Genomic DNA, 16,981 nt, shown 5'->3' on the forward strand with positions numbered 1-16,981 from the left:
GCTTGTCGCGTTCGCTTGTCGATGGCTGCCGGCTGCCGGCCGCGTGGAGTGGCGCGCGGCGAGGCAGGAGTGCCGCGTCGGCCGAAGTCTGGCGTGCCGAGGTGACCTGGTGTGGCGCCGAGCGGCCGGAGTGCGCCGCCGAGCGGCCGGAGCGCGCGGCCGGAGTGCCGAGCGGCCGGAGCGCGCGGCGTGAATGACGCCGCCGCCGGCGCGTTCGGCGCCGATCGGGGGATTCGGCGGGTGGCGCCGACGGCGGCTGCCTGGAACGCGATTCGTGCCGCGGCCGAGGGTCATGACGGCATTGATGCCCTAACAGTCAGGCCGAGCGCCGAACGCGAGCTGTTGGTCCGGAACTGCAAGCTCCCTGCCAGGATACTGCGCCGAAGCGGGTGCAACCAGCCATGTTCAGGGGCCGGATCGGTGCGCCGATGGGCCGTGTACGGAGTAACGGCTACCCTGCATTCTCGAACGCCGCCTGAATGCCCGCTGCGATGCGGCGGTGACGGCTGAGCATCTCGGGCAGGTCGGAGTCGACTGGCAGGCCGTTCTCGACCACCGTGCGCCCGGCCACGACCGTGTGGCGGGCAGCCGTGGGCCCGCAGCGCAGCCAGGCGTCGATCGGATCGGAAAGGGCTCCGGCGTAGGCGATTCCGTCCAGTGGCCAGACGACCAGATCGCCCACCGAGCCGACCGCGAGGACGCCGATCTCCCCGGCGCGCCCGAGGCAGGCCGCCCCGCCCCGGGTCGCCATCTCCAGGGCGTCGCGGGCGGACATCGCGCCGGCTCCCTGGCGCAGCCGGCCGAGCAGCATCGCGGTGCGCGCCTCGAGCCAGAGCGAGGCCGAGTCGGCCGACGACGAACCGTCACAGCCCAGCCCGACGGGGACGCCGGCGGCGCGCATCTCGGCGATCGGGGCGAGCCCGCCGCCGAGGATCATGTTGCTGCTCGGGCAGTGGGCCACCCCGGTGCCCCAGGTCCCGAGGCGCTCGATCTCCTCGGGGTTCGGGCAGATGCAGTGGGCGACCCAGGCTCGGTCACTGCCCCAGCCGACCTCGGCGAACTGGTCGATCGGCCGCCGTCCGAAGACGGCCAGGCAGTAGTCGTCCTCCTCGGGATCCTCGGCCAGATGGGTGTGCAGGCGGACGTCGAGCTCCTCGGCCAGCTCCGCGGTCGCCGTCATCAGCTCCGGGCTCACCGAGAAGGGAGAGCACGGTGCGAGCGCGATCCGCACCATCGCCCCGTGCGACGGGTCGTGGTGCTTGGCGACGAGCCGGGCGGAGTCGTCCAGGATCTCGTCGGGCTCCTGGACGACCGAGTCCGGTGGAAGCCCGCCGTCCTTCACCGACAGCGACATCGACCCACGGGTCGGGTGGAAGCGCATTCCCAGCTGCTGCGCGGCCGCGATCTCGGCCGTGATGAGGTCGCCGCCGCCGCGCGGGTGGACGTACAGGTGGTCGGTCGTCGTCGTGCAGCCGCCCAGCGCGAGCTCGGTCAGCCCCACGTACGCCGACGTGTGGACGGCCTCCTCATCCAGCCGGGACCACAGCGGATAGAGCGTCTTCAACCAGTTGAACAAAGTGCCGCCGAGCGCCGGCGCAAAGGAGCGGGTGAGGTTCTGGTAGATGTGGTGATGTGTGTTCACCAGGCCTGGCGTCACCAGGCAGCCATCGGCCCGCAGCGTCCGGGCCGCGGCGGGCGGTGTCTGCTCGGGTCCGCCGATCGCGCTGACGAGCCCGTCGGTGATCGCCACCCAGCCGCCGCGGATCTCGCGCCGCTCGGCGTCCACCGTCGCGACCAGCTCCGCGCCGATCACCAGAAGGTCGGCCATGGGTCGTTCCCCGGGCACGGCGCTGGTGTCGGAGGGGCTGGTGTCGGCGGTGCCGGGTGTGCTCATGGGCGGTGATTCTGCAGGTCGTGGGTTTCGTGGATATGACAGTCGGGCGGTGCCGGGGTGGATGAGGACGGCTTGACGGCCGAGGGTGACGGGCCGGTCGTCGTCATCGACGACCCGGCCGACCCGCGCGTCTCGGACTACGTGGCGCTGACCGACGTCGCGCTGCGCCGGCGCCGGGAACCCGAGCAGGGGCTGTTCATCGCCGAGGGCGAGCGGGTGATCGAACGGGCGCTGCGCGCGGGCTACCAGCCGCGCTCGGTACTGGTGTCGCCGGCGCGGCGTCACGGCGTCCCGGCCGGCTTCTGGGCCCGGCCGTCGCCCGGCCAGCCCGCCGCGCCGGTGTATGTGGCCGGCCCGGCGGTGCTGGCGGCGATCACCGGGTTCGAGGTCCACCGCGGGGCCCTGGCGTCGATGTGCCGCCGGGAGCCGCTCGACGCCGCGCGGCTGCTCGCCACGGCGCGCCGGGTGCTCGTCTGCGAGGACCTGGTCAGCCACACCAACCTCGGCGCGATCTTCAGGTCGGCCGCCGGCCTGGGCATGGATGCCGTCCTGCTGAGCCCGCGGTGCGCCGATCCGCTGTACCGGCGGTCGGTGCGGGTGTCGATGGGCGAGGTCTTCGCCGTGCCCTATGCCCGCCTCGAACCGTGGCCCGCGGCGTTGTCCCTGCTGCGCATGTCTGGTTTCGAGGTGGTGGCGCTGACGCCGGCCGCCGACGCGCAGGAGCTGACGGCGGCCTGGGCGGCACCGGATGACCGGGTCGCGGTGCTGCTGGGGACGGAGGGCAGCGGCCTGACCGACGAGGTGCTGGCCACGGCGACCCGCCGGGCGCGGATTCCGATGGCCCACGGTGTCGACTCCCTCAACGTCGCCGCGACGGCCGCGATCGCCTGTTACGTGCTCGGGCTCCGCCCGCCCGCACCGTCCGTGCCCTCCGCACCCTCCGCGCTGGCCGGGCCTGCCCGGTGACCGATCGCCGCGTGCCGTGGCGGGTGAAGGCGCAGACTGGTGTTGGGTGATGCTCTGACGGCTGACAGTGGCGGGGAGTGGGGCGGTACTCATGGCGCAGGGCCCGGAACCGTCGCCGGTGCCGCCCTATGCGGGTGCGACGGGCGCGAGTGCGTCGGCGGATGACCCCGGGCCGGACGCGCCGGGGTACGCCGGTCTCGCCACCTTCGCGGACCGGCCCTGGATGCCCGGCCTCGACGAGCTGCGGGCGCGCCGTCCCGACGTCRCGGTCGTCGGCGCGCCGTTCGACATCGCCACGACGCACCGGCCCGGTGCCCGGTTCGGGCCGCGGGCGCTGCGCGCACAGGCCTACAACCCGGGCACCTACCATCTCGACCTCGGGATCGAGATCTTCGACTGGCTCGACGTCGTCGACGCCGGTGACGCGCACTGCCCGCACGGCCTGACCGAGGCCTCACACCGCAACATCCGGGCCAAGGTCGGTGACATCGCCCGGCTCGGTATCCGTCCGGTGATCATCGGTGGTGACCATTCGATCACCTGGCCCGCCGCGAGCGGGGTGGCCGAGGCCGTCGGCTGGGGCGAGGTCGGGCTGCTGCACTTCGACGCGCACGCCGACACCGCGGACATCATCGACGGGAACCTGGCCTCGCACGGGACGCCGATGCGGCGGCTGATCGAGTCCGGTGCGGTGCGCGGGCGCAACTTCGTCCAGGTCGGGCTGCGCGGGTACTGGCCACCCCCGGACGTCTTCGCCTGGATGCGCGAGCAGGGGATGCGCTGGCATCTGATGCACGAGATCTGGGAACGCGGCAGTCGTGAGGTCATCGCCGAGGCGATCGCGCAGGCGGTCGACGGCTGCCGCGCGCTCTACCTCTCCGTCGACATCGACGTGCTCGACCCGGGATTCGCGCCCGGCACCGGAACCCCCGAACCGGGCGGCATGACCCCGGCCGATCTGCTGCGTGCCGTGCGGCAGATCACGCTCGACGCCCCGGTCGTCGCGGCGGACATCGTCGAGGTCTCGCCGCCGTACGACCACGCGGACACGACGGTGAACAGCGCGCACCGGGTCGCGCTGGAGATCTTCGCCGCGCTCGCGCACCGGCGGAGGTCCGAGGCCGGTGGAACGGTGGACCTGCCCGGCCGGCCGCCGCACAGCTGATCCGCCGTACGGCCTGTCCGCGGCCGGTCAGGCTGTCTGCCCGTACGGCCTGTCTGCCCGTACGGCCTGTCCGCGGCCGGTCAGGCCGCCGTGGGCTCCGCCTGCACCTCGGGTGCCGTGCCGACCCGCACGATCCGTCCGTCGCGTAGTACGGCGACCCGGTCGGCGAGGGCCAGTGCCTCGTCACGGTCGACGGTGGTGTGCACGACGGTCAGCCCGACCTGACGCTGCACGGCCCGCAGGTCCTCCCGGAGCACTGGCCGCAACCGTTCGTCCATGGCCCGGAGGGGATCGTCGAGCAGCAGGATCCGTGGCCGGACCACCAGCGCGCGGGCCAGCGCCACCCGCTGCTGCTGCTCCCCGGATAGCTGCGGCGGGCGTCGCCGCGCGTACTCCGACATCTGGACGGCCGCGAGCGCGGAGCGCACCCGCGCTGACGTCTCGGCGCGGCCGGGGCCGGCCGGGCCGTGGGCGTGCCGCAGCCCGAACGCGACGTTCGCGGCGACATCCAGGAAAGGGAACAGCGTGTAGCCGCCGAAGATCGCACTGACGGCGCGTCGGTAGCTGGGTCTGCAGGCCGGGTCCTCGCCGTCGAGCAGGACCCGGCCGGCCGACGGCTGTTCCGCCCCGGAGACCAGTCGCAGCACGGATGTCTTGCCGCTGCCGGGCGGCCCCTGCAGACAGAAGTACTCACCGGCGTTGATCGTCAGGCTGATGTCGTCAAGCGCGGTCCTGCCCCCGAAACGCAGGCTCAGCCCGATCAGATCAACCTGGCCGGTGCGACGGCCGCCCTCCGCCATGCCCACCCCCCAGCCGCCCGGCCCAGCCTGGTGCGTACCGGGTGAAAACGACAGTCTCACCCCGGTCGTAGCCGGGTTCGGCCGGCCCTTCGGCCGCGCCGCGCGGGTCGGCTGCGGATGGATTCCCGTTGGGCGGGCGGTTATGAACGGGCCGGGCCTGGAACGCGGGGCCGGGCCGGGAACGCTGGCCGCGCCGGAAACACTCAGGAACGGTCAGGAACGCGGGTCGAGGTGAAGTGCTTCCTCTTCGGCGGTACGCCGCCACGCCTCGTCATCGGCTGGTCGGTGGCGGCGGTGGGCACCGTCACTGCTCTCGACAACCTGGTCCGAGTTCGTGTCGTCGAACGCCGCGATGTTCGACGAACCTTCGGCGAAGAAATCGCTGTCGTCCGCGCCGGCATCGCCACTTTCCGACTCGGCGTATGGATCAGGGTCAGGGACCTCGGCGGCAAGCTGACGATCAAAGGACGACGAACGCTCTTCCCTCGGCGTGATCGGATTGCGAACCAGTCCGCTCGGCGTGTCCGGCGGATCCCAGCTGTCGTCGAGCGGGTCGAGACCCGCGTCGGTCGACCCGAGGTCGTCGCTGTCGGTGATCTCGGCGCGTTCCAGCGGTGAGTTGCTGTCCAGGTCAAGGACGTCGAGGTCCGGCTGGATGTCCGAGGCGGGCCATGTCATCGCTGCCTCCTGTTCCGGTGCGAACGGCCGAGCTGATGCGGCGTGAACGCTTGCGGACGGCCAGACCGCTGGTGCTTCGGACCCGGGGTGCGCTGGCCGGTCTCGACCTTGGGCGTTCCCGGGACCGACCGGGCTAACCGGGCCACCCACGCAGTACCGCTGGTCTTACGCACCCCCGATGCGGGAAGGAGCGGGGATAACGTATAGCGTCCCCAAATGTGGCTACTGTTGCTGACCGGATTCTCGAGCAGCTCGCGCTGATTCCCGACGGACTGGATGACGGCTCGCTGGCCGCGGCGATCAGCGCGAATCGTGCAACGGTGAACCAGGCATGCCGGCGTCTCGCTGCGCAGGGCAAGTTGGACCGGGGCCCCGGTCCCGGCGGCCTGATCCTCAACCGGCTGCTGGTGACGCCGACCGCGGAGCCGGACGTCGCGGTGGCCGAGCCGGACGTCGCATCGGCCGAGCCGGGCGCGGTGGCTGAGCCGGACGTAGCTTTGGCCGAGCCGGACGTGGTGGCCGTGAGCGCGCCCGTGCCGGTGGGCGCGGCGCAGACAGCGGTGTCGGCGGAGCCCTTCGAGGCGCTACCGGTAGCAGCGCAGGCCAGTGACCTGCCCGTGGCTCAACCCGAGCCGGCGACTGGTGCGGAGCCGGCCTCGTCCCAGGTCGCTGTGCCGAGCGCGCGTGTGTCCGAGGAGTCCCTCGCCGACGAGGCGGCAGCGGAGCCCGTCGAGGTGCTCGAGCCGGTCGAGGACGTGGTGCTGGTCGAGGACGTGGTGTTGGTCGAGGAGGCCGTGTCCGTCGAGGACGTGGTCCCGGTCGACGAGGTGCCGTCCGCGGATGTCGCGCCCGTCGAGAGCGTGGTGCTGGTCGAGAGCGTGGTGTTGGTCGAGGAGGCCGTGTCCGTCGAGGACGTGGTCCCGGTCGACGAGGTGCCGTCCGCGGATGTCGCGCCCGTCGAGAGCGTCGTGCCCGTCGAGGACTCGGCCCCGGTCGATCAGGTGCCGGTTGACGAGGTGCCGGTCAGTGAGGCCGCGGCGGCCTCGAACGCGCTCGTCGCCGCAGTCGAGGCCGCCGTGGCCCCCTCCATCGAGGCGGTCTCCCAGGCGGCGCTCGTACGGGATGGGGCCGCCGGCGGGGAGACACCGCAGGGTGTGGACGCGGTTCTGGCGCTCGGGCAGGTGATCGCGGCGATCGACGAGACGGTGGCGGCGATCACGGCCACCACCACGGCCGCGGGCCGCGGCGCCCCCGTCCCGGAGGACGCCCCCGTGTCGGTTCCGCCGCCCGCGCCGACCGAACCCGCCGGTGACGTGCTGTCATCGGGCCGGGCCGCTGATGCCGACGGTGACACGGGGAACGGCGACGCCGTAGACGGTGAGCTGGCCCTGGGCGCGAGTGCGGGTGGCGATCGGGCACCGTTGGCGGAATCCGCGGTCGTGGTCGCGGAGCCCCCGATCAGTGATGAGGATCTCACCGCTGGCGTGAGTGCGGAGGATGCCGGTGGCCCGGCTGCTCCGCCGGTTCGTCGTACGTGGTGGCGTCGGTTGTTCGTGCGGGGCGCTGGACGAGCCTGACGGCAGGTAGCGGTCCTGTTGCCGACAGCGTCGTCGCTGTCGGTAGCCTGACCGGCGAGGCCCGCGCAGAGCTGGTGGCGTGTGAGCGCCGCCGACCTATCAGAGGAGTGCAATTCATGCGAGCGAGAGCGCTCGTCGCCGGGGTCGTGCTGTCCTCCCTGGCGCTCGTCGCCTGCGGCAGCCGTGCGGGTGACTCGGCTCCGTCCGGCGAAGGTACGCAGACCGGTGCTGCTTCGGCCAACACCGCGTCCGACACCGGTGTGACGCCCACCGAGATCAAGATCGGCAACATCACCGGCATGAGCGGTGGCCTGGGGCCGGAGACGTTCTCGGCGTCCCTCTACGGCGCACGCGCCTATTTCGAGGCGCTCAACGCCAAGGGTGGCGTCAACGGGCGCAAGGTGACCCTGGTGTCGTGCGATGACAAGAGCACCGGCGACGACAACGTCGCCTGCGCGCACAAGCTGGTCGACGACGAGAAGGTGTTCGCCCTCGCCGGTGTGACGGCCTTCGACTACGCCGGCGGCCAGTACATCAACTCCGAGGGCGTGCCGGACATCGGCGGCCAGCCGGTGGGTGTCCAGTACGACCAGTACCCGCACCTGTACTCGATCTACGGCAGCGACTACCCGCGGGACGGCCGCCGGCCAGGCTTCGACGGCAACCTGTACGGCGGCACCGAGGAGTACCGCTGGTACAAGGAGAAGCTCGGCGCGACCACGGCGGCGGTGGTCTACTACAGCATCGCCCAGTCCGAGCGGTACGCGACGAAGATCGCCAACGGCCTGCGGGCCGAGGGTTACAAGGTGGTCGAGGAGCCGATCAACCTCGCCGCACCCAACTGGGACTCGGTCGCGCAGCACATGAAGCAGCAGGGCGTCCAGATTGTGTTCGACGCGATGGAGGACACCGGCAACGCCAAGCTCTGCGAGTCGATGGAGCGCCAGGGCGTCCCGCTGAAGGCGAAGGTGACCACCGCGCAGGGCATGTCGAGCTCGGTCGGCACGCTCTACGCCAACTCGCCGCAGTGCCGCAACCTCGTCTACGCGACGACCCAGTCGGCGACCTTCTCGGACGCCTCGATCCCGGCGGTCAAGGCGTTCCAGGACGCAGTCGCGACGTACGAGCCGGAAAGCGTCGCGAAGATGAACCAGTGGATGCTCGAGGGCTATGCCTCCGCGCAGTGGCTGACCGACGCGATGGCGTCGTGCGGGGCGAACCTGACCCGCGAGTGCGTCGAGACGTACATGAACCGCAACGAGCCGTACACCGGCAACGGGCTGCTCACGGCTCGTGACTTCGTCAAGGACCAGCAGCCGCCGGCCGAGTCGAAGAACTGCCTCAATGTGGCTCGTTGGCAGGACACCGCCAACGGTGGCAAGGGCGGTTGGTTGACGCAAAGTGGCGACATGAACACCAACTGCTACACGGTCAAGAATCTGCCCTACCCGGCAGCCTGAACCTGACGCGGCGTGTGCCGGAGCCCGATCCGGGCCCGGCACACGCCGCTACGGCGCCGGCCCCACCGGGCTGCTGTTGCTGAAGCGCAGGAGTTGAGGATCGTGGTTGTCGGAACGACCAGAATGCCCAACTCTTCGGGGCGCGGCTCCGAGACGCGGTCGGGCATGTTGTCGCTGCCGGGCAAGATCTGAGGATTTTTGTCGTGAGCACGACCAGGATCCTCAGATCTTGTCAGAGGCCAGGCCTGCAGCCTGAGGCCTGAGCCTCAGGCTGAGTGACTGCTGGCGCCCTTCGGCCCTAGGGAGCGCTGGCGGCCAGCAGCTCGCTGGCGCCGAGCTCCGCCGGCGTACCGGCGAAGGTGATCTCGCCGCGATGCAGGACGTACACCATGTCGGCCAGGGCGAGCGCCTCCTCGGTGTACTGGTCGGCGAGGATCACGGTCGTACCCGCGTCGGCGACCGTCCCGAGCCAGGCGAACAGCTCGCTCGCGACCTTCGGGGAAAGACCCAGCGACAGCTCGTCCACCATGAGCACCGACGGGCGGGCGAGCAGCGCGCGGGCGAGGGCCAGCATGCGCCGCTCACCGCCGGACATGGAGCCGGCCCGCTGGCTCAGGCGCTCCTGTAGCCGGGGGAACGCCTCCAGCGCGGGGGTGATGTCGGGGTGACCGCTGGCCTCGGYGATGATCTGCAGGTTGTCGCGGACGGACAGGGTCGCGAACACGGCCCGCTCGTCCGGGACGAGCATCAGCCCACGCTTCGCCCGGTTCGTCGTGGTCATCTTCGTGATCTGCTCACCGCGCCAGGTCAGCGAGCCGCCGCGCAGGGGGATGAGCCCGGCGATGGTGCGCAGCGTCGTGCTCTTGCCGGCACCGTTCGCGCCGAGCAGCGCGGTCACCGCCCCCGAGGGGATGGCCATGTCGATGCCGTGCAGGACCTCGATGGTCCGGTAGCCGGCCCGGGCGTTCTCCAGCCGCAGCTCGACGGCGGGCAGGCCCGCTTCGGCCGTGGGCGCGCCGTTCGGGTCGACGGCCGTGTGGGTGTCGCCGATCGCGGCGGGGTTGGCGGTCAACGAAGCTCTCCAGACGACACGGCCACGGCGGGCGGACCGCCGGTCGGCGGGCTGTCCGCGGGCGGTCCGCCCCCTGACGGCCCGCCCGACGGCGAGGCACCCGTGTTCTTCGAGGTCAGCGGACCCTGCGCCAGGTACACCGACTGCACGGTCGGGTCCGCGCGCACGGCCGCGGGTGCGCCTTCCGCCACGACCCGGCCGCCGACCATGGCATACACCCGGTCGACGACCTTGAAGACGAGGTCGACGTCGTGGTCGACGAGCAGGATCGCCACTCCGTCGTCGGCGATCCGGCGGACCAGCGCCGAGAACCGTTCGGTCTCGGCCGCGTCCAGCCCGCTGGCGGGCTCGTCGAGGAGCAGCACGTCGGGGCGTGCGCACAGGGCGCGGGCGAACTCGACGAGCCGCAGCGCACCGGTTGGCAGGGTGCCGGCGATGCTCTCCCGGACGTCTTCCAGCTGCAGGGAGGTCAGGACGTCGTCGACGATCTGCAGCGCGCCGCTGCGCCCGCGTGCCCTGAACCCGAGCAGGTCGCCGGCGTAGTCGCGGCGCCGGTTCTCGGCGGCGACGAGCAGGTTGTCCGCCACGGTGAGGCTGGGGAACAGCGACGGCACCTGGAAGGTCTGCACCAGCCCGCGTCGGGACCGGGCGTCCGGGCTCATCCTGGTGATGTTGCGCTGGCCGAGGAGGACCTTGCCCTCGTCGGGCTGCTCCACCCCGGTGAGCAGGCTGAACAGGGTGGACTTGCCGGCGCCGTTCGGTCCGATGAGGCCGGTGATCTGGCCGCTGGGGACGTCCATGTCGACGTCCTCGACGGCGGTGAGGCCGCCGTAGCGGCGGACGAGGCCACGCGCCGACAGGTCGTTGCGGCTCATCAGGCACCCCTCTCAACCGGAACTGCGGGCAGGTGTGGCCGCGGCCCGGAGAGGCCCTGGCGTTCGACGGAGTCCGCCTCGCCCGCCCGCGCGCTGGGGAGCATGTCGAGGGTCAGCCCGCTGCGGGCCRTGTGGTTCGCGACCGCGATGAGCAGCGTCTCGCCGAGCGGGGTGGGCCTGGGCGCACCGGCGGGCAGCACGATCCGAATGCTGTCGCCGGACCCGCCGGACCCGCCGGACCCGCCGGACGCGCTGGATCCGGCGGCCCCGTGCCGGGTGGCGCCGGCCGCGCCGGCTATGCCCGGCACGGCCCCGCCGGCCCGGGTCAGCCGGTTGGCCGCGGCGTGGGTGGTGTGCGCCGAGGGCACGAACTCGTCCGCCAGCACCCGGGCGACCCACGCGATGCCGCCCCGGACCGCGGAGGCGAGCCCGCCTGGCAGCCAGCCGAGCGAGAGTGCGAGGATGCCGACCGCGAGGATCGACGAGCCGGCCGGGGCGAGCACGTCGATGGCGACGATGAAGCCGGCCGCGATGATGGCGCCGGCGGCGCTGTCCGCGCCGAAGACGACCACCGCCGTGAACCACAGCAGGCTCTGCATCGGGGCGAAGTCGTCGGTGGAGAACGACGACGCGCTGAAGGTGAGCAGCGCGCCGCCGAGGCCGGCCACCGCCGAGGAGATGGTGAAGGCGAGCAGCTTGAGGCTGCGGACGTCCACACCGACGGCCGCGGCACCTTCGGAGTGGTCACGTACCGCCAGCAGCGCCCGGCCGATCCGGCCATGGTGCAGGCTGCGGACGACCAGCAGGCCGAGGCCGAGGCAGAACAGCTCGAAGAGGTAGAAGGCCTTGTCGCCCAGCTCGGCGCCGAAGAGCTCCAGCGGGTCCACGTACAGGCCGGAGGCGAAGTCCGGCTGCTCGAAGACGAAGCGGCTCACGACCGCGCCGACGGCGAAGGTCGTCAGCGCCAGGACCAGGCCGCGCCGGCGGATGGCCGGCCAGCCGGTGATCAGTCCGATCGGTGCGACCATGATCGCGCCGAGGAACATGGCCCAGATGCCGGGGACGGCCGGCAGGCCGAACAGGTCACCGTTGGCGAGCTTCAGGGTGAACAGGGAGCCCAGCCCCGCGTAGCCGGCGACGCCGAGGGAGAGCTGGCCGCTGTACCCGGTGAGGATCACCAGCGACAGGAAGATCAGTGCCAGCGCCGGGACCATGAACGCCGAGCGCAGGTCGGCCGGGGCGAAGGTCATCGGCGCCATCAGCAGCGCGGCGCCGCCGAGCTTGCCGAGGACGTCGCGGCGGGCCTCATCCCGGCTCACCGGGCCCGACGGCGGCGCGCCCCGGCTGGAGAAGCTCCCGGTGGAGCCCGAGTCGCCGTTGCCGAGCTCGCGCAGCCTGGGCACGACGAGGAGCAGGACCAGCAGCATGACGATGAACAGGTTCGACTGCAGGACGGTGAGGACCGTTCCCGCGTCGCCGTCCAGGGTGACCTGCTTGAGCTCGCTCTGCGCGACGGCGATCCCGAGTGCGGTGAGCACCGCCACCGGCAGGCTCGCCAGCCGGGCGGCCACCACGACCGCGAACGTCTCCAGGACCAGCAGGGTCAGACCGTAGGGGGTGAGCCGGAACTGCGGCGCCAGCAGGATGCCGGTGAGCCCGGCCATCGTGGTGCCCAGCGCCCAGCCGGCCGCCGCCACCTTGTCCGCGGGCACCCCGGAGAGCTCGGCGAGCTGCCGGTCGTCGACGACGGCCCGCACCTGGCGGCCGAACTTCGTCTTCGCGCCGAGGATGCCGAGGACGACGCAGAACACGACGACCATCGCCAGCTCGGCGAGGGCGTCCACGCCGACCCGGGTGTCACCGATCTTGACGGTGTCCGCAGGGAAGATGCTCGGTGCGTCGCCGCGGGAGCCGAGGCCCCAGATGCCCGCGGTCATACCGAGGGTGAGCACGAGGACGCCGAGGCTGGCGACCAGCGACTCCGCGGCCGAGGCACGGCGGCGGGCCAGCGGGCGGAAGACGAGCCGTTCCAGCAGCAGGCCGATGCCGGGGGAGAGCACCGCGAGCGCGAGGACCGCGGCCAGCCAGATCGGCAGGCCCCACTCGACGACCATCTCGCGGAACACATAGGCGACCAGGGTGGCGATGCCGCCCTGGGCGAAGTTGAGAACGCCGTTGGTCCGGTAGGTGACCAGCACGCCGATACCGGACAGGGCCGCGATCGCCCCGAGCGAGATGGCGGTGAGCGCGAGATCGATACTGGTCATCCGCTCACTCCGCGGGAGGTGCCGGGGACGGGCCGGTCAGCGGCCCCGCGCCCGGGTCGACGGTGCCCATGGTGTCGTCCGGGGCCGGCTCAGAACCGCTGGCCGGAGACGGCCGCGGAGGCGGAGCTCGTCTGGGCCACGAACGGCTGGCCCGGTGCGCCGTGGCCCGGGACGTCGTGCCCCTGGGCGGCGGGCGCGGGTACGTCGGCGGCCTCGGAGTCGGCCGCTCCGCTGGCCGCGGCGGCGATGATCAGGGTGTGCAGGTCGTCGACCTGGCCGGCGAGCCGGTTCTGCGTGGCCTGGTTGGCGTCCACCCGGTCGGCGACCAGCAGGGCGCTGCCCACGAGGACCAGCGCCAGGCCGCCGAAGCCGCCTGACACCACATACGGGAGCTGGTACGCGACGTCCGTCTCCTTGGAGACGCCCAGGTAGCAGCCGAGGAGAAGAACGCCGCCGGCTGCGGCGACCACCCATCCCCGCAGCGCTCGCACGACATCGACGACGAGGCGCGACGTCGGTCGCGCTCCGCCGGCGGCAGCGGTCTGCTCGTCCACTTTCGTCTCCCCCAAGGAGCGTCTCGGCTGTGCCCGTCGGCCCCCGATTCACTGCGAGGCACGTCGAACGTGCCTCGCAGTGCGGTGAATCCCCGACGACAGCCGCCAGATTAGTGTGCTCAGCTCACCAGGTGGAGTGTCAGGTTGCGCGAGGGCAGTTCCCGGCCAGGCAGGACCGGGCACGAGGCAGCCGTGATGGATGCCTCCCTGGAAGGATATGACCTGCTTTATAACGTCTTGTCATGCCCTGCCGGGCCACGCTTTGGTCGGCAATCTGTCACGTTGCGTTGGAAAAAATTCTCCTGGCGGAGGGCAGTCCGTGTGCCACCCATGGTGAGGGTGGCCGGAAAGTGGTGGCCCGAGATCGTCTGGTGGCCCGAGATCGTCACCGCTCGATGCGGGCGGCGTCGGTGCGAGCGGTGTGCGCGCCCTCCGCGAGGACTCCGTCCGCGACGAAACCGTCCGCGTACTCGGTCGACTGCCGGGGGTGCGGCGGCGCGAAGACCGGAGCCCGCACCGCGGCACAGCGCCCCGCGGCGAGCAGGTCCGTCTCGGCGTCGATGTGAGCCTCGGACTGGACCTGGGCATGGGTGCCGGTGCTGGCCGGGGCGCCCGGGTTCGATGCGCCGGCCCCCACCGGCTCGCAGCGGTCCGCCCACACCCTGCGCCGGCTGGAGGTGGACCGGTCCTCCACCTCCAGCGGAGTCGGCACGCCGTTCAGGACGGCCTGCAGGTGGGCCCACTCGTGGGCGCGTTCCCAGCTCGGGAACGCCCCCAGATGCTCGCCCTCGTAGTCATAGACGTGGAAGGGACGACCCACCGCTGCCCTCTCCTTCGGTCGGCTCGACTTCGTCGGCTCGGCTTTGGTCGGCTCATCGTTTCACGCCGGCCCGGGCCGATCGGGCATACCGACGAAACCCGCGCCGGGCAATCGGACGGGTCGGACGTTCAGGTGCTCAGGTGCTCGGCTGCTGAGGTGCTCAGGTGCCGATCGGGACGTCCGCCCGGCCGACCGGGACCGATTCGAGCACGGCGGTGGAGCGCCAGGCGTCCGCGACGATCCGCTCGATGGTCGAGGAGGGTGAGTTCCACCCGAGCTCGGCGCGGATCCGCGTGCTGTCGGCGATGAGCGCCCGCGGTTCGGGCACCGCGGGCAGGGTCACCCGCGGGACGTCCCGCCCCGTCACGCTCTCCACCGTCGCCAGCACGTCGGACACGCTCACCCCGACGCCGGAGCCGACGTTGTACACCGTGCACTGGCCGGGCACGACCGCGCGCAGTGCCGTCAGATAGGCCCGGGCCATGTCGACCACGTGCACGTACTCACGGATCGACGCGCCGTCGCCGTTCACCCGGAAGGCGTCCCGCCGCCCGGAGGCCACCCCGAGCGCGGCCGGGATGATCCGGCTGCTGTCGCGGTCGGAGTGCGAACCGACCGCACCGGCCACGTTGAACGAGCGCAGCACGATCGCGCCGAGCCGCCCGGTCGCGGCCTGATAGGCCACGGCCTGCTCGGCCGCCAGTTTTGAAGCTCCGTAGGGACTGGTCGGCGCGGCGGCGCGGGTCTCCGGGATCGGTGAGGTTCCACCGTCCCCGTAGACGGCGCAGCTGGAGCCGAACACGAACCGGGGGGCCACGCCGGTCGCCCGAGTGCCCGCATCGAGGGCCGCGAGCAGGTTGATCGTTCCGGTGACGTTCGCGGCGAAGTACCGCAGCGGCGTCTCGCGGGATTCCCGCACCCGGGTCAACGCGGCCAGATGGCACACCCCGTCGAACCCGCGGCTGACGCCGGCCGCGGCTAGCTGACGCGGTTCGAGGAGGTCCGCCTGGACCACCTCGACCATCCGCGACAGCCGCGACCGCGCTGTCGCGTCCCGAACGAGGGCGGTGACCTGGTGGCCGGCGGCGCAGAGCAGGTCGGCGGTCACACCGCCGACGAACCCCGAGGCGCCGGTGACGAGGATGCGCACAGCGGCCTGATCAGACCGCTGCCCGCGAGCGCAGGCCTGGCAGCAGGGTCTCCCGGTGCCGCCAGGCGAGCTCCAGGCAGGCCGCGGCGGACGGAGCGAGCGGCTCGGTGTCCACCAGCCGGCGCAGCGAGGCCTGGGTGAAGGGGATTCCCTCATGCGCCTGGCGGCCCGGTCCGGTCGACACGACCGATCCCTCGGCGTTGGTGCGGACCATGTCCGCGAACAGCGAGTCGAACGTGTCGGCCTCCACGACGAGGACGGTGAGGATCTCACCGAACAGCGTCAGGGCGTCCAGGCCCATCCCGAAGCAGAAGACCCGCAGGCCACCGGCCCGGCGCGCCTGTTCGAAGGAGCGGAACGGCTCGTCGTTGTCGTAGTCGATCGGCCGGGACGAGCTGCCGTCGTGCTCGGCGTTGCCGAGCAGCTCCTCGCTGAGCTCGCGCATGACGTTGCGCCACAGGTCGAAGTCGGCGTCGTGGTGGAACGGCGTGATGCCGGACGGCTGGAACACCCCGGCGGGCAGCACGTGGTAGACCCCGCCCGCGGTCGCCACCGAGCCGGCGCTGCGGCGGTGCAGCACGAAGCTGGCGCTGCCCCGGTCGAGGCGGATGGTCAGGGTGTTGATGGACGGCAGCGCGACGCGGCCGGCCAGGTCGAACGGGTCGCCGATGCGGCGGCGGAACGGCAGCGCGGGCCAGGCCAGCTCGCCGCCCATCATGGCCGCGGCGGTCTCGTGCGCCACGGTCTCGCAGACGTCGACCGCGTCGAAGTACGTGGTGTGCCCGAACGTGAGGGTCGGGGCGGCGCCGGCGGTCTCCGCGACGTCCAGCAGGCGGAAGCTCAGCCGGTTCTCGAAGAGGGTCGGCCGGTCGAGGTCGCGCATCGCCCGGGTGTAGCGCTGGTAGCGGGACTGCGCGCCACCGTCGCCGACCAGCGGGCGGGTCGCGTCGGCCTCGGGCTCGGCACCGGTGAGCGCCGGCTCACCGGCCGCCTCCTCCCAGCGCAGGCCGATGTCGTTGATGTCGACCGGGGTGTCCCACACCCAGCCGGGGCGGGCGAGCAGGCCGTTGCCGAGGCGGTAGGTCTCCGGGTACAGCCGCGCGGCGGCGCGCGCCAGGCTGATCCGGTGGTGGTTCAGGTGGTCGCGGGTGAGCCGCCAGGCACGCTGGCTGCCGGCCACCTTCTCTACTGTCGAGCCGCGCGGTGGCTCACGACGCCGGTCGGCCAGACCGCCGGGGGCGAGTCCGACGTCCTCGGGTGACAGTCCGAGGTTGCGGGCGATGTGGCGCAGCGTGGAGATGTCGTGGATCGCCCGCCGACCGCTCTCGACCTTCGACACATAGGACTGGTCGAAGCCGAGAAGGTCGGCGAGTTGCTGCTGGGTCAGGCCATGGGCCTGCCGGTACGCCCGTAGCAGCGACCCGATTCCAACACTTGTTGGAGTCGGCCGCGGTGGGGTCCACAGCCAGGTTTGTCCAGTCACCCGCTGTCCTCTCGTCCGGCGTCGGAGTAACGCGAAGTGAGCATAACGAGTCAGGCATGTAGGGGCGTGAACACATAAATCGAACTGTGCGCATTATCCATCATTTATAGCGCACTGCGACGCCGCCGATACCTGCTGTTATTGGGGTGGGGACGGGGTGAACTCGCAGTGCGACGTTCCGGCGCGGGACCGGGTGATCGTGGTGGAAACCCCGGGGTGC

At 71.9% G+C, this 16,981-nt stretch carries 14 protein-coding genes; 4 read left to right on the forward strand and 10 right to left on the reverse strand.

The window, feature by feature from the left end:
• Window positions 1-451: 451 nt before the first annotated feature.
• A complete protein-coding gene (locus tag CcI49_RS26275) occupies window positions 452-1,894 on the reverse strand; it encodes an 8-oxoguanine deaminase (RefSeq protein ID WP_083749722.1) in 1,443 nt (480 codons plus the stop codon).
• Window positions 1,895-1,966: 72 nt separating this feature from the next.
• On the opposite strand from CcI49_RS26275, the gene CcI49_RS26280 reads away from it, so the two are divergent.
• On the forward strand, window positions 1,967-2,860 hold the full coding sequence (locus CcI49_RS26280; RefSeq protein WP_076830610.1) for an RNA methyltransferase: 894 nt from the start codon (window positions 1,967-1,969) through the stop codon (window positions 2,858-2,860).
• Window positions 2,861-2,951: 91 nt separating this feature from the next.
• Window positions 2,952-4,025, forward strand: coding sequence for an agmatinase (gene speB / locus CcI49_RS26285; RefSeq protein WP_076830301.1), 1,074 nt, complete (start codon window positions 2,952-2,954; stop codon window positions 4,023-4,025).
• A gap of 80 nt (window positions 4,026-4,105) precedes the next feature.
• Here the strand turns inward: speB and CcI49_RS26290 are convergent, their stop codons facing one another.
• Together CcI49_RS26290 and CcI49_RS26295 are read right to left on the reverse strand one after the other, a co-directional pair.
• Window positions 4,106-4,825 carry an ATP-binding cassette domain-containing protein gene (locus CcI49_RS26290; protein WP_054565369.1) on the reverse strand — a complete coding sequence of 240 codons (720 nt, stop codon included), beginning with the start codon at window positions 4,823-4,825 and terminating at the stop codon, window positions 4,106-4,108.
• A 213-nt stretch (window positions 4,826-5,038) separates the two neighbouring features.
• A complete protein-coding gene (locus CcI49_RS26295; RefSeq protein WP_054564578.1) occupies window positions 5,039-5,503 on the reverse strand; it encodes a hypothetical protein in 465 nt (154 codons plus the stop codon).
• Window positions 5,504-5,721: 218 nt separating this feature from the next.
• Between CcI49_RS26295 and CcI49_RS26300 the strand changes: the two genes are divergently transcribed.
• Window positions 5,722-7,080 (forward strand): hypothetical protein, encoded by a 1,359-nt coding sequence (locus tag CcI49_RS26300; RefSeq protein WP_076830305.1) that lies wholly within the window; start codon window positions 5,722-5,724, stop codon window positions 7,078-7,080.
• Between the two features lie 116 nt (window positions 7,081-7,196).
• A complete protein-coding gene (locus tag CcI49_RS26305; RefSeq protein ID WP_054564576.1) occupies window positions 7,197-8,540 on the forward strand; it encodes an ABC transporter substrate-binding protein in 1,344 nt (447 codons plus the stop codon).
• 298 nt (window positions 8,541-8,838) lie between these two features.
• Here the strand turns inward: CcI49_RS26305 and CcI49_RS26310 are convergent, their stop codons facing one another.
• From CcI49_RS26310 to CcI49_RS26340, 7 genes are all read right to left on the reverse strand, one after another.
• Window positions 8,839-9,612 (reverse strand): ATP-binding cassette domain-containing protein, encoded by a 774-nt coding sequence (locus CcI49_RS26310; protein WP_076830309.1) that lies wholly within the window; start codon window positions 9,610-9,612, stop codon window positions 8,839-8,841.
• Window positions 9,609-10,487, reverse strand: coding sequence for an ABC transporter ATP-binding protein (locus tag CcI49_RS26315; protein ID WP_054564575.1), 879 nt, complete (start codon window positions 10,485-10,487; stop codon window positions 9,609-9,611). The genes CcI49_RS26310 and CcI49_RS26315 overlap by 4 nt, the downstream gene beginning before the upstream one ends.
• Window positions 10,487-12,754 (reverse strand): ABC transporter permease, encoded by a 2,268-nt coding sequence (locus CcI49_RS26320; protein ID WP_076830314.1) that lies wholly within the window; start codon window positions 12,752-12,754, stop codon window positions 10,487-10,489. Before CcI49_RS26320 ends, CcI49_RS26315 begins: the two co-directional genes overlap by 1 nt.
• Before the next feature lie 89 nt (window positions 12,755-12,843).
• Entirely contained in the window at window positions 12,844-13,308 is a 465-nt protein-coding gene (locus CcI49_RS26325; protein WP_054564573.1) for a hypothetical protein, read from the reverse strand.
• Between the two features lie 385 nt (window positions 13,309-13,693).
• Window positions 13,694-14,128, reverse strand: a complete 435-nt coding sequence (locus CcI49_RS26330) for a hypothetical protein (RefSeq protein WP_076830318.1) — start codon at window positions 14,126-14,128, stop codon at window positions 13,694-13,696.
• A gap of 160 nt (window positions 14,129-14,288) precedes the next feature.
• Complete coding sequence (locus CcI49_RS26335; protein ID WP_054564571.1) at window positions 14,289-15,278, reverse strand: NAD-dependent epimerase/dehydratase family protein; 990 nt, start codon at window positions 15,276-15,278, stop codon at window positions 14,289-14,291.
• A gap of 10 nt (window positions 15,279-15,288) precedes the next feature.
• Window positions 15,289-16,761 (reverse strand): helix-turn-helix transcriptional regulator, encoded by a 1,473-nt coding sequence (locus tag CcI49_RS26340; protein WP_054564570.1) that lies wholly within the window; start codon window positions 16,759-16,761, stop codon window positions 15,289-15,291.
• Window positions 16,762-16,981: the final 220 nt, after the last annotated feature.

The organism is Frankia sp. CcI49 (assembly GCF_001983215.1).
Taxonomy (GTDB): domain Bacteria; phylum Actinomycetota; class Actinomycetes; order Frankiales; family Frankiaceae; genus Parafrankia; species Parafrankia irregularis.